The sequence below is a fragment of the Curtobacterium sp. PhB25 genome (assembly GCF_004365375.1).
Taxonomy (GTDB): domain Bacteria; phylum Actinomycetota; class Actinomycetes; order Actinomycetales; family Microbacteriaceae; genus Curtobacterium.
Genome location: NZ_SODR01000016.1, coordinates 1 through 12,471, shown reverse-complemented (window position 1 = coordinate 12,471; position 12,471 = coordinate 1). Strand labels below are relative to the sequence as shown.

The window sequence follows — 12,471 nt, the reverse complement described above, 5'->3', positions numbered from 1 at the left end:
CGAAGTGACCACGAGAGGAACGCGACGTGCGCGCACTGACCTGGCAGGGCACCGAGAAGGTGTCCGTCGAGACCGTCCCCGACCCGACCATCCAGGAGCCGACCGACGCGATCGTGCGGATCACGTCCACGGCGATCTGCGGCTCCGACCTGCACCTGTACCGGGTCCTCGGCCCGTACATCGACAAGGGCGACGTCCTCGGCCACGAGCCCATGGGCATCGTGGAGGAGGTCGGCAGCGCCGTCACGAACCTCAAGGTCGGCGACCGCGTCGTCGTCCCCTTCAACATCTCGTGCGGCCACTGCTGGATGTGCAAGAACGGCCTGCAGTCGCAGTGCGAGACCACCCAGGTCACCGAGTACGGCTCGGGAGCGGCGCTCTTCGGCTACACGAAGATGTACGGCCAGGTCCCCGGCGGCCAGGCCGAGTACCTCCGGGTCCCGCACGCGGACTACGGGCCCATCGTGATCCCGGACGACGGCACGCCCGACGACCGCTGGCTGTTCCTCAGCGACATCCTGCCCACCGCGTGGCAGGCCGTGCAGTACGCGAACGTGCCGGAGGGTGGCACGCTCGCGGTGCTCGGACTCGGCCCCGTCGGCCAGTTCGCCGCCCGCATCGGCAAGCACCTGGGCTACCGGGTGCTCGCCGTCGACCCCGAACAGGTCCGCCGCGACCTGGGGGCGAAGCACGGCGCCGAGGTGTTCGACCTGACCAAGGACACCGTGCCGGAGCTCGTCGACCTGACCGACGGCCGCGGCCCCGACGGGGTCGTCGACGCCGTCGGCATGGAGGCGCACGGCAACCCCGTCGCCGGCTTCGCGCAGCGTGCGGCCGGGTTGCTGCCCGACGCACTGGCGCAGAAGGCGATCGAGGTCGCCGGCATCGACCGGCTCGCAGCCGTGCACGCCGCGATCGACCTGGTCCGCCGCGGTGGCACCGTCTCCCTGAGCGGCGTCTACGGCGGCATGGCCGACCCGATGCCGATGATGACGCTCTTCGACAAGCAGATCACCATCCGCGAGGGACAGTGCAACGTGAAGCACTGGATCGACGACATCATGCCGCTCGTGCAGGACCCGTCGGACCCGCTCGGGACGCTCGACCTGACCACGCACCGGGTGTCGCTCGAGGACGCCCCGCACATGTACGAGGTGTTCCAGAAGAAGCAGGACGGCTGCGTGAAGGTCGTGCTCGACCCCGCCCTGGCCGCCGCCTGATGCGGATCGTCGTCGTCGGCGGGACCGGCAACGTCGGGACGGCGGTGCTCCGTCGCCTCGCGCAGGCGCGGGTCGCCGCGCGGGCGGACGGGGCTTCGCCCGGTGCCTCCGACGGCGACGGGCGCGGCGGCAGCGTCGAGATCGTCGGGGTCGCGCGGCGGCTGCCGGACGTGCACGCGGAGCCGTACGGTTCCGCGGTCTGGCACGCCGTGGACATCGGCGCGTCCGACGCGGTCGGCCAGCTCACCGCGGTCTTCACCGGCGCCGACGCCGTGATCCACCTGGCGTGGGCGCTGCAGCCGACGCACGACATCCCGCTGCAGTACCGGACGAACGTCACCGGCACCGCGAACGTGCTGTCGGCCGTGGCGCGAGCAGGGGTGCCGCAGGTCGTCGTCGCGTCGTCAGTCGGGACCTACCGGGGCGTCGACGCCGCAGGCAAGCGGACCCCGGTCGACGAGAGCTGGCCGACCGACGGCATCCCCACCGCGACGTACTCGATCCACAAGGCCGCGAACGAAGCGGCGATGGACGCGTTCGAGGCAGACCATCCGTCCGTGGTCGTCACGCGGCTGCGCCCGGGGCTGATCTTCCAGCGGGACGCCGCCGCCGAGATCCGCGGGCTGTTCCTCGGACACCTCGTGCCGATGTCGATCGTGCGGTGGATCCGGTGGCTCGTGCTGCCCCTGCCGTACCCGTTCGTGTTCCAGGCGGTGCACGCCGACGACGTCGCCGACGCCTACTGGCGGACCGTCGATCAGCGGGCCGGCGGAGCGTTCAACATCGCTGCGTCGCCCGTGCTCAACCCGCCGCGGTTGGCCCGGGCCTTCGGCATGCTCGGTGCCGTGCGGATCCCGCTCGGACTGCTGCGCGGGATCGTGACGCTGACGTGGCGGCTGCGGTTGCAGCCGACGGACGCCGGCTGGATCGACATCGCGGCCGGCGTGCCGATCATGCGGACCGACCGTGCCCGGTCGGTGCTCGGATGGGAGGCCCGGCACACCTCCGAAGACGCGTTGCGTGCGCTCGTGGCCGGGTTCGCGGACGGTGCGCACGTGGCCGCGTCGGATCCGTTGCGGGGGTAGCTGGGCTGGGGCTGGGCTGGGCTGGGCGGGGGCTGCCGGGGCGTTGCGGGTGCTTTCGGGCGTACCGGGTCGGAAGTTTCGACCAGGTACGCCCGATTCCGCTTCCCATCGCGGGTGTTCTGGGAAGGAACGGGCGCTCGGGTCGCGCTACGCTTCGCTCGTCGTTGTGAGAAGGGGGAGCGCGATGGTGCTCAGTTGGTCGGCGTTCAGCGAACTCGAGGGACCGGGCGGCTCGGGGATGCCCGACCTGTTCGGCGGTTGGTTCGGCATCGCGTTCGGAGTCGTCGCAGCCCTGACGATCCTCACCACCCTGACGATCGTCGTCCTGACGCTCTACCGGGGCAAGCGGATGGCCGATCGCGGTCAGAACCCGCTCACCATGCAGGAGGACATCGCGTACCAGGCGATGCAGAGCCGGACCCTCGCGCCCGAGAAGCCGGTCGAACAGCGGCTCGCCGAACTCGACGACCTGCACGCTCGCGGTGTGATCTCCGACGAGGAGCACCGGGCGGCGCGAGCCGAGGCCCTGCGCGGATGATCGCCTCCGAGGAGCTGCACAACCCGCTCATCCCGCCGCTGTACGACATCGTGTGGAGCGTGGCGATGGGGCTCATCGTGGTCGCCGTCGTCGTCACCGTGTGGATCGCGGTCGTCCGGAGCCGTCGCTCGAACGGTGCGCCCCGGACGCTCCGCGAGCAGCGGTTGGCGGAACTCGACGACCTGCACGCTCGCGGTGTGATCTCCGACGAGGAGCACCGGGCAGCGCGAGCCGAGGCCCTGCGCGGTTAGCCTGGGGCGGTGCTGTTGCCGACGGACCTGCTGGGGGAGTGGGTGCTCCGCCGGACCCTGGACGACTGGCGTGCCGGCGTGCAGGGCATCGTCACCGGCACCACGACGCTGACCGCGGTCGGCACGGACGAGGTGCGCTGGGACGAAGCGGGCGTGATGACCTTCGGCGGCCGGACCACCCCGGTGTCCCGGACGCTGACCGTCCGGCGGGACGATGACCACGCGTGGACCGTGCACTTCGCCGACGGCCGGGTGTTCCACGACTGGGTGTGGGGAGCGAGCGTCGCCCACGCCTGTGCACCGGACGACTACACCGGGGCACTGGACGGCGACGAGCAGCGGTGGACCGTGCGCTGGGAAGCCCGGGGCCCGGCGAAGGACTACCGGCTCGACAGCGTGCTGGAGCGTCACCGGCACGCGCCAGACTGAGTCCATGGCACGTTCCTCCGGCACCGAAGCCCCGCGCATCACCCTGACCGAGCCCGTCGACCTGCAGGACTGGGTCCCCGGACCCGGCGACGTCCTGACCGGCGACCGCATCGAGGGGAAGCGCATCGGCGTGCTCGACCTGGCCGGTGAGCGGCTGCCCGACCTCGAGATCGAGGAGTGCGTCATCGACACGCTCCGGGGCGACGGCGCCGACTTTCGTGGCCTGCGGGTGCACGACTCGATCATCGACACGCTCGACGCCCCGGTGCTGCGGGCATCGAGCAGTTCGTGGCGCGAGGTCCGGGTGTCCGGCGGTCGCATCGGTTCGGGCGAGCTGTACGACTCAGGGTTGAACGGCGTCGAGTTCGTCGGGATGAAGTTCGGGTTCGTGAACCTGCGCGGATCGACGCTCACCGATGTGGTGTTCCGCGACTGCGTCATCGACGAACTCGACATCGCGGACGCCAAGCTGCTCCGGGTGTCGTTCGAGGGCAGCAGCATCCGCGACGCCGAGGGGTCCAACACCCGGATCGACCACGTGGACCTGCGGGGTGCGGACCTCGACCGGGTCGAGCGCCTCGAGGGGTTCCGCGGTGCGACGATCGGCGCCGACCAGCTGTACACGCTCGCCCCGCTGCTGGCGGCGCAGGCGGGCTACCGCGTCGACTGACGTCTGCCCCGAGTCTCGGGGTGGACGACACTCCTCGCGGCTCCGAGCGCGAGGACTGTCGCTCAGGCCGAGACTCGCCCAGAGCCCGCCGCCGCGGCCAGCGCTGCCGCGAGGTCGGCCTGCACCAGGTCGCCGTGGGCCGCAGCCCCGGCCTGGACCCCGGCGGCAGCGGACGCGATGACCGTCGCCATCGGGGCCGCCACGTTGCCGGCCGCGTACACACCGCGCACCGAGGTCTGCCCGGCCGGGTCGACCGTCAGCGCGCTCGCGTACCGGAAGTCACCCATGAACTGGTCGGTGGCGACCAGGCCGAGCCCGGTCAGGAAGTCCACGCGCGCCTCAGCGGTGCTCGCCGCGGCCAGGGCGTCGAGTTCGACGACCTCGCCGGAGCCGAGCGTGACCCCGGTCAGCGTGCCCTCCGACGAGCGGACCTGCGTGACCGTGTCATCCACGACCTCGATACCGCGGGCCTGCAAACCGGCCAGGGCGGTGTCGTCGACGAGTGCCGGATCGGTGACGAACGCGGTCACGTGCTCGCTCAACGCCCGGAACATCAGCGCGTGGTGCACGCCGTTCGGTGTCGTCACGAGCACGCCGATGCGCTGGTCGCGGATCTCCCACCCGTGGCAGAACGGGCAGTGCACGACCCCGCGTCCCCACTGTTCGGCCAGGCCCGGTACCTGCGGCAGGACGTCCACGGCGCCGGAGGCGACGACGAGCCTGCGGGCGGTGACGACCGTACCGGGGTCCAACGTGACCGAGAAGCCGACCGGGTCGGTGCCGTCACCCGTCGTGGCGGACGCGGCCACGATCCTCCCGGCCGTCACCTCGACTCCGTAGGCGGCGACCTCGCCGCGACCGATCGCGGACAGCTCGGCGGGGGCGACGCCCTCGCGCCCGAGGTAGTTGTGGGCGCCGGCCGACGGCGCGTTGCGGGGCTCGCCCGCGTCGACGACGAGGACGGAGCGGCGGGAGCGCCCGAGGGCGAGGGCGGCGGAGAGGCCGGCGGCTGCTCCGCCGATGACGATGACGTCGTAGTGATCACGCATGCAAGGAGCATGCGGCCGATGGGTCGCGGACAGCAAGGAACCTTGCTGATGTGGCAAACTGGACGGCATGTCCCACGGCCCGCAGGAACCAGTCGCCCCCCGCACGACCGCCCAGGTCGTCGACGGGGTGGGGCCGCGGTTGCGCGCGCTCCGTGCCCACCGGGACGTCACGCTCGCCGCCCTGTCGGAAGAGACCGGGGTGTCGGTGAGCACGCTCTCGCGGCTCGAGTCAGGGCAGCGCAAGCCGACGCTCGAGCTGCTGCTCCCACTGGCGCGGGCGTACCAGGTGCCGCTCGACGACCTGGTCGGAGCGCCCCAGACCGGCGACCCCCGGGTGCACATGAAACCCGAGGTGCACGGCGGCCGGGTCGTCGTGCCGCTGACTAAGCGAACCGGCGGCGTGCGGTCGTTCAAGCAGCTGTTCCCGCCGAACACACCGGGCGGTGAACCGTCGCTCAAGACGCACGAGGGGTACGAGTGGCTCTACGTGCTGTCCGGCCGCCTGCGCCTGGTGCTCGGCGAACACGACCTCGACCTCGGGCCGGGGGAGGTCGCCGAGTTCGACACCCACACCCCGCACTGGATGGGCAACGTCACCGATTCGGTGACCGAGGTGCTGTGCCTGTACGGGCCGCAGGGGGAGCGGGCGCACGTGCGGTCGCGACCGACGCGCTGACCCGCTGGCCCGCGGGCCCGCTCGATCTACGCCGTGAAGACGTGGTCCATGACGTCGTCGAGGAGACCCGAGGTCTCGATGTTCGACTGCTGGATGTGGATGCCGATGTCACCACGCGTGAAGTAGGTGTCCCCGTCGGTGACGGGGTACTGCTCGTTCTTCGACACCTTCTGGCACTGGTAGCCACCGGCCTCGTTGCCGCAGTCGTAGCCGTCGTCCGGCAGCTTCTGCAGCGCTGCGCTCGCGGTTGCCGAGTCCACGACGTCGACCGCGATCGACAGGTAGGAGATGTCGGCCTGCGGTTCCCGCCACACGCAGTACAGACGCTTGCCGTCGGCCTGCAGGACGGGGGTGAAGGCGCTCTTCGGGATCGCGACCGGGTCGCCGACGACCGAGGGGTCGTTCAGCGGAGCGGAGGCGAACGCGTCGTCCCACTTGCCGGCGGTGATGAGATCGGTGCAGCTCGTCGGCACCGTGCCGCCGTCGTAGTCGACCCCGGGGACCTGCGTGATCGTCGATGTCGGCTCCGGAGTGCTGCTCGGGCTGGCGCTCGGTGTGCCGGTGCTCTCCGCCGTCGTCGCGGACGGCGTACCCGGCCCCGCTGGTGCGCTCTGGGCGCAGCCCGTCAGGGCGAGTCCGACCGCCAGTGCCGCCGTCAGCGTCGCCGTGATCCCGGATGTCGTCGTGCGCGCTGATCGCCGCATCGTTCCCCCTCGTTCGTCGTGCGGACGTGCCCGCACAATAGAACGTAGGCGGACGCGCTGACGGCGTCCGCAAGCGTCACCGTTCCGTGACCCCGTCAGCGGGTGCGCCACCCGCGCCGCACCCGCAACCCGGCGCGCACCCGCCGCGCCCACCGACGCACCGGGTTCGCCCGCCGGCCGTTCACGCGGAACGTGTGGAAGGCGCGTCGCGTCCGCAACAGTGCGGACGGGAGGCCCGACAACGGTCGCGCGGACACCTGCACCGTGAGCACGGGGTCGGCCACCACCCGCCAGGCCGGGTCGAGCTGCATGCTCAGGTCGACGTCGTCGTGCACCTCGGGGTCCTCGCGGTGCGCTCGGCTGCGGACCGCGTCCCAGGTCCACCGCCGCATCGCCATCGCGGAACCGAACAGCGGTGGGCGGCCGAGCGCGGCCCACATGAGCGCGAAGTACGGCCGCATGTAGACGGCGTCCCACAGTCGGCCGATCAGCGGTCCGCCGTCGTGCGGGCATCCGGGCCCGGTCACCGCGACGACCGACGGATCGGCCAACAGCCGCACCGCGTCGGCGATCCACCCCGGCGGCGGGACGGAGTCGGCGTCGAGCCGGACGAGGACGTCTCCGGAGGCCCGGTCGTAGCCGCGCGCCGAGGCTCGGGCGATGCCACGGATGCGTTCGGTGAGCACGATCGCCCCCGCTGCCTGGGCGACCTCGGCACTGGCGTCCCGGCTGCCGTTGTCGACCACGACGACCTCGTCGGCGAGCAGCGTCTGGCCTGCGAGGGCGTCGAGGCAGCGTCGCAGGTGCGCAGCGTCGTCGCGCACGGGGATGACGACGGAGACGCGGACCATCCTCCGATCCAACCGGAGGTCCGCTGTGCGGCCACGCGGTAGCGTTCCGGGCATGGACCGGACCGACGAACTCGCCGTGGAGCTCCGGCACGCGATCGGTCGCGTCGTGCGCGCTGCGAGACGGGAGGCGGACTCGCTGCCGACCGCCCACGCGACGACCCTCGGGTTCCTCGAGCGCGAGGGGCCGATGCCGATCGCCGAGCTGGCACGTCGCCGGGCGGTGAAGCACCAGGGGCAGTCGCGCACGGTCGGGGAGCTCGCCGACCTCGGGTACGTCGAGCGGACGACGTCGGACACCGACCGCCGCGTGTCGGTCATCCGCATCTCCGACACCGGCAGCGAGGTCCTCCGCCGGGACATGACGGCGCGGGCCGACTGGTTGGCGACGGCGATCCGCGAGGAACTCGACGACGAGGAACGCGCGGCCCTCGAACGCCTGCCCGGCATCTTCGAACGGTTGGCCCGGCGCGTCGACTGAGTGCTCCCTCACCCGGATCGGCCACCAGAAGTACAACACAGTTGTAGTGTTGTCGCATGGAGCTGACGAAGTACAACCACGCCACCGTCGTCCTCGAGCAGGACGGCACCACCCTCGTCATCGACCCGGGTACCTTCACGCCCGAGGCTGCTGATCTTGCCGGCGCTGCCGCCGCGGTCCTCATCACCCACGAGCACGCCGACCACTTCGACGTCGACGCCGTCCGTGCCGGGCTCGACGCGAACCCGTCGCTCGTGGTCCGCGGGCCGGCGGCGATCGTCGAGCAGCTGGGTGACCACGACGGCCGCGTCGCTGCGGTCCGTGCCGGTGACGCGTTCGAGGTCGGGCCGTTCTCCGTGCAGGTCTTCGGCGAGCAGCACGCCGTCATCCACCGCGACATCCCGACGATCGCGAACGTCGGGTACCTCGTGAACGGCACCGTCTTCCACCCGGGCGACGCCTATCTCGTGCCGGGGGTCCCGGTCGGCACGCTGCTCATCCCCACGAGCGGCCCGTGGGCGAACACCGCCGCCGCCGTCGACTACGTCCGCGAGGTCGCGCCGCAGCGCGCGATCCAGATCCACGAGCTCCTGCTGAGCGACGCGGGACAGCAGATGAACGTCCGCATGCTCGGGACCGACGGTCTCGGCGGCGTGCCGACCACGATCCTCCAGGCGGGTGAGCACGTCACCGTCTGACGGACGCGACCGTGCTCCTGGGAGGCGATCCGCGCCTCCCGGGCAGCATGGAGGGATGTCCGACGCTCCCTCGACCGCAGTCCTCTTCGACATCGACGGCACGCTCGTCGACTCGAACTACGCCCACATCGATGCCTGGTGGCGCGCTGCCCGCGCAGCGGGTGAGTCCGTGGACGCCTGGCGGATCCACCGCGCGATCGGCATGGACTCCGCGAAGCTGCTCGAGACGCTGCTGCCGGACGCGTCCGACGAGACGCGCGACACCGTCAAGCAGTTCCACACCGCCTACTTCGCCGAGCACATGCCCCAGCTGCGGCTGCTGCCGGGCGCCCGTGACCTGCTCCGTGCGGTCGCTGAGGCCGGGCACGCCGTCGTCCTGGCGACGAGTGCTCCGGAGCACGAACTGACGCGGCTGCGCGAACTGCTCGACGCCGAGGAGTGGCTCACCGCGGTGACGAGCTCCGAGGACGTCGAACAGGCGAAGCCGGACCCCGGGATCATCCAGGTGGCGCTCGACCGGGCCGGTGTGCGTGCGGACGCTGCCGTGATGGTCGGCGACGCGATGTGGGACGTCGAATCGGCCGGACGCGTCGGCGTGACCTGCGTCGCGGTGATGACCGGCGGCATCGGCGGCGACGAACTCCGCGGCGCCGGCGCTGCCGAGGTCCACGACGACGCCGCTGCCGTGCTCGCCGCGCTGCGGTCCGGGGACGGCGCGATCGCCGCGCTGGGTGGGCGCGCGTGAGCGTGCACCGCTGCCGGCATCCGTGACAGGATCGTCGACCGTGATCACGATCGAACGCGTGTCCTGGGACGACCCCCGATCCGTGGTGCTCCGCGCCCGCATGGACGACGAGATGCACGAACGCTACGGTTCGTCGAACGGCGACGAGGACCCGGCGATCACGGCCGAGCGGAGCCGCGCGCTGTCCGTCGACCCGTCGACCGTGGTCGCCTCGGTCCTCGCCCTCGACGAGTCCGGCGAGGCCGTCGGGCACATCGCGATCCGGCGTCTCGGTGACGAGGTCGAGCTGAAGCGGCTGATCGTGCTGACGTCCGCCCGCGGCAAGGGAGCCGCCACCGCACTGCTCGACGAGTGCGAGCGCATCGGCCGCGAGCTCGGCACGCCACGGCTGATCCTGCAGACCGGTGACAAGCAGCCCGACGCGGTCGCCCTGTACGAGAAGACCGGGTGGAGCCCGATCCCGGTCTACGCGCCGTACGCGGCGACGATGCCGTGGTCGTTCTGCTTCGAGAAGGCGCTCTGAGGCTTCCCGCCCGTATTGCACTCTCAGGGAGATAGTGCAATTCTTGCTCGGTGAGCACCACCGAACGCACCCGCGCACTGCGCCGACGCATGATCGTCGAAGCGCGTCGGGCGACCGTCGAGCACGGGTTGAGCGGTTTCACGATCGAGCAGCTCTGCGAGACCGTCGGGGTGTCACGGCGCACGTTCTTCAACCACTTCGCGTCGAAGGACGACGCCGTGCTCGGCATCGAGCTGCACGCCGACGTCGAGGCGATCGACCGGTACGCCGAGGGCGGGATCGTCCCCGGCGGACTCGACCCGCTCGACTCGATCGTCGCGCTGGCGATCGACCAGTTCCACCGTGTCGGCATCGACCGGTCGGACGAGGTCCTGGTGCGCCGGGTCTTCGAGCGGGAGCCGGCGCTCGTCGCGCGGTTCCTGTCGGCCACCGATGTGCAGCTCGCTCGGATCACGGACGCCGTGCGGCTGCGGTTCGGATGGGACGACCCCGCCGACCGCCGTGCGCGCCTCGTCACCGAGGCCGCCGCCGGGCTGCTCAAGGTGACGGCGGAGACCTACTTCGACGACGCCTTCGACGAGACCACCGGCCCGCCGTTCGACGAGCTGCTCACCCAGAACCTCCGCCTGATGAGGGCGGCCATCACCACCGGACAGGACTCCACACCATGAGCGCAACCGCGCCGGGCACCACCAAGCGTGCCCGCCCCGGCACCGACGGGCCGCTGCTGCTGACGCAGCGCCGGATCTGGATCATCTTCTCCGCGCTCATCGCGGGGATGCTGCTCTCCAGCCTCGACCAGACCATCGTCTCGACGGCGATGCCCACCATCGTCGGCGAACTCGGCGGCGTCGCGCACCAGGCGTGGCTGACGACCGGGTACCTGCTCGCCTCGACCATCGTGATGCCCGTCTACGGCAAGTTCGGTGACGTCCTCGGCCGCCGCAACCTGTTCCTCATCGCGATCGCCTTGTTCACCATCGCGTCGGCCGGGTGCGCCTTCGCCGGCGACTTCACGCAGCTCGTCGTGTTCCGCGCCATGCAGGGGCTCGGCGGCGGCGGCCTGATGATCCTGTCGCAGGCGATCATCGCCGACATCGTGCCCGCCTCGCAGCGTGGCAAGTACCTCGGCCCGCTCGGTGCGATCTTCGGCCTGTCCGCGATCGGCGGCCCGCTCCTCGGTGGCTTCTTCGTCGACCACCTCACCTGGAACTGGGCGTTCTACATCAACATCCCGGTCGGCATTGCGGCGTTCTTCGTGGCGTGGTTCGCGCTGACCCTGCCGAACAAGAAGGCGACGAAGCGCATCGACGTGCTCGGCGTGCTCTTCATGTCCGCCGCGACCACGTGCCTGGTGTTCTTCTCGGAGTTCGGCGGCAGCAAGGACCACGGCTGGGACGCCCCCGAGACCTGGGCGTGGTTCGCCGGGCTCGTCGTCTCCGCCGCGCTCCTCGTGCTCGTCGAGTCCCGTGCGCAGGACCCGGTCCTGCCGCTGTCGTTCTTCAAGAACCGCACCTTCCTGCTCGCGACCGGCATCGGCCTGGTGCTCGGCATCGGCATGTTCGCCGCGATCGGCTTCGTCCCGACGTTCCTGCAGATGGCATCAGGCACCTCGGCCGCGGTGTCGGGTCTGCTGATGCTGCCGATGATGGTCGGCCTGATCGGCACCTCGATCGCGTCCGGCAACCTGATCACCAAGACCGGCCGCTACCGGATGTTCCCGATCATCGGCACGGTCCTGGTCGCCATCGCGATGCTCGCGATGACCCAGCTCGCCGCGGCCACCCCGATCTGGCTGATCTGCGCGTACCTGTTCGTCTTCGGCGCCGGGCTCGGACTGATCATGCAGGTGGTCGTCCTGGTCGCGCAGAACGCCGTGCCGGCCGAGCAGGTGGGCACCGCGACCTCGACGAACAACTACTTCCGCGAGGTCGGCGCCTCCCTCGGGACCGCCGTGTTCGGTGCCCTGTTCACGGCCCGGCTCACGACGTCGCTCACCGACGTGTTCACCGGGGCCGGCGGTTCGGCGACCGATGCGGCGTCGTCGGCGGGCAGCATCGACCCCGCGACCGTGGCGAAGCTGCCCGAGGCAGTGCAGGACGGCATCGTGAACGCGTACGCCGACTCGCTGGCGCCCGTGTTCTGGTACCTGCTGCCCTTCATCGCGGTGGCGTTCCTGCTCGCACTGTTCCTGCCGCAGATCACGCTCTCCGACACGGCCGGCATGGTCGCCCGTGGCGAGGCCGTCGGTGGCGACGAGGCCGACGAGCTCGAGCGCGCGCAGCGCGCGAGCCGGGCGGAGTCCGTTTCGGCGGAGTCCGGGTCGTCGAGTAGTGAGACGCCGGCGTCCCGCCGGGACGCCTCCGACTGAGCGAGACGCCGCCGAATCCGGCGGCGTCCTGCGGATCGCGGGGCGCGTTGTGGAGACGACGGCGTGCTGACGGGAGGCGCGGTGCCAGCTGTGGACTGGTCCCCGGTTCTTGGACTGATTAGTCGGTTCGAGATCCGGGGATGGTTCGTGTGGGTGGTACCGCGTCGTCGTTGACGAGTGCGC

General features: G+C 71.2%; 16 protein-coding genes. 13 read left to right on the top strand and 3 right to left on the bottom strand.

The window, feature by feature from the left end; genetic code table 11:
* Positions 1–26: 26 nt before the first annotated feature.
* The 6 genes from EDF51_RS19085 to EDF51_RS19065 all read left to right on the top strand — a co-directional run bounded on the left by EDF51_RS19085 (position 27) and on the right by EDF51_RS19065 (position 4,193).
* Positions 27–1,220 carry a zinc-dependent alcohol dehydrogenase gene (locus EDF51_RS19085; protein ID WP_111085852.1) on the top strand — a complete coding sequence of 398 codons (1,194 nt, stop codon included), beginning with the start codon at positions 27–29 and terminating at the stop codon, positions 1,218–1,220.
* Positions 1,220–2,305 carry an NAD-dependent epimerase/dehydratase family protein gene (locus EDF51_RS19080; RefSeq protein ID WP_134196144.1) on the top strand — a complete coding sequence of 362 codons (1,086 nt, stop codon included), beginning with the start codon at positions 1,220–1,222 and terminating at the stop codon, positions 2,303–2,305. The genes EDF51_RS19085 and EDF51_RS19080 overlap by 1 nt, the downstream gene beginning before the upstream one ends.
* A gap of 184 nt (positions 2,306–2,489) precedes the next feature.
* Complete coding sequence (locus EDF51_RS19075) at positions 2,490–2,843, top strand: SHOCT domain-containing protein (protein ID WP_133937560.1); 354 nt, start codon at positions 2,490–2,492, stop codon at positions 2,841–2,843.
* Positions 2,840–3,094: a c-type cytochrome biogenesis protein CcmI gene (gene ccmI, locus EDF51_RS19070; RefSeq protein WP_123294874.1), complete on the top strand. Its 255-nt coding sequence runs from the start codon at positions 2,840–2,842 to the stop codon at positions 3,092–3,094. Before EDF51_RS19075 ends, ccmI begins: the two co-directional genes overlap by 4 nt.
* 9 nt (positions 3,095–3,103) lie before the next feature.
* On the top strand, positions 3,104–3,523 hold the full coding sequence (locus tag EDF51_RS20090) for a DUF6314 family protein (protein ID WP_166673238.1): 420 nt from the start codon (positions 3,104–3,106) through the stop codon (positions 3,521–3,523).
* 4 nt (positions 3,524–3,527) lie between these two features.
* Positions 3,528–4,193: a pentapeptide repeat-containing protein gene (locus EDF51_RS19065; RefSeq protein ID WP_123937311.1), complete on the top strand. Its 666-nt coding sequence runs from the start codon at positions 3,528–3,530 to the stop codon at positions 4,191–4,193.
* A gap of 62 nt (positions 4,194–4,255) precedes the next feature.
* Here EDF51_RS19065 and EDF51_RS19060 read toward each other — a convergent pair whose 3' ends face one another.
* Entirely contained in the window at positions 4,256–5,242 is a 987-nt protein-coding gene (locus tag EDF51_RS19060; RefSeq protein WP_134196142.1) for an NAD(P)/FAD-dependent oxidoreductase, read from the bottom strand.
* A gap of 67 nt (positions 5,243–5,309) precedes the next feature.
* Here EDF51_RS19060 and EDF51_RS19055 point away from each other — a divergent pair, with 67 nt between their 5' ends.
* A complete protein-coding gene (locus EDF51_RS19055) occupies positions 5,310–5,918 on the top strand; it encodes an XRE family transcriptional regulator (RefSeq protein WP_123339097.1) in 609 nt (202 codons plus the stop codon).
* Between the two features lie 26 nt (positions 5,919–5,944).
* On the opposite strand, the gene EDF51_RS19050 is transcribed toward EDF51_RS19055, so the two are convergent.
* Positions 5,945–6,622 (bottom strand): hypothetical protein, encoded by a 678-nt coding sequence (locus EDF51_RS19050; protein ID WP_131881870.1) that lies wholly within the window; start codon positions 6,620–6,622, stop codon positions 5,945–5,947.
* Between the two features lie 95 nt (positions 6,623–6,717).
* Positions 6,718–7,473 carry a glycosyltransferase family 2 protein gene (locus EDF51_RS19045; RefSeq protein ID WP_131881868.1) on the bottom strand — a complete coding sequence of 252 codons (756 nt, stop codon included), beginning with the start codon at positions 7,471–7,473 and terminating at the stop codon, positions 6,718–6,720.
* A 52-nt stretch (positions 7,474–7,525) separates the two neighbouring features.
* On the opposite strand from EDF51_RS19045, the gene EDF51_RS19040 reads away from it, so the two are divergent.
* The 6 genes from EDF51_RS19040 to EDF51_RS19015 are packed head-to-tail and all read left to right on the top strand — an operon-like array spanning position 7,526 to position 12,288.
* Positions 7,526–7,951 (top strand): MarR family winged helix-turn-helix transcriptional regulator, encoded by a 426-nt coding sequence (locus tag EDF51_RS19040; protein WP_131881866.1) that lies wholly within the window; start codon positions 7,526–7,528, stop codon positions 7,949–7,951.
* A gap of 56 nt (positions 7,952–8,007) precedes the next feature.
* Positions 8,008–8,649, top strand: a complete 642-nt coding sequence (locus tag EDF51_RS19035; protein WP_131881864.1) for an MBL fold metallo-hydrolase — start codon at positions 8,008–8,010, stop codon at positions 8,647–8,649.
* Between the two features lie 55 nt (positions 8,650–8,704).
* Positions 8,705–9,394 carry an HAD family hydrolase gene (locus EDF51_RS19030; RefSeq protein WP_131881863.1) on the top strand — a complete coding sequence of 230 codons (690 nt, stop codon included), beginning with the start codon at positions 8,705–8,707 and terminating at the stop codon, positions 9,392–9,394.
* Between the two features lie 40 nt (positions 9,395–9,434).
* Positions 9,435–9,917: a GNAT family N-acetyltransferase gene (locus tag EDF51_RS19025; RefSeq protein ID WP_243698153.1), complete on the top strand. Its 483-nt coding sequence runs from the start codon at positions 9,435–9,437 to the stop codon at positions 9,915–9,917.
* Between the two features lie 50 nt (positions 9,918–9,967).
* A complete protein-coding gene (locus EDF51_RS20205; protein ID WP_243698152.1) occupies positions 9,968–10,588 on the top strand; it encodes a TetR/AcrR family transcriptional regulator in 621 nt (206 codons plus the stop codon).
* Entirely contained in the window at positions 10,585–12,288 is a 1,704-nt protein-coding gene (locus EDF51_RS19015) for an MDR family MFS transporter (RefSeq protein WP_131881860.1), read from the top strand. Before EDF51_RS20205 ends, EDF51_RS19015 begins: the two co-directional genes overlap by 4 nt.
* Positions 12,289–12,471 lie beyond the last annotated feature (183 nt).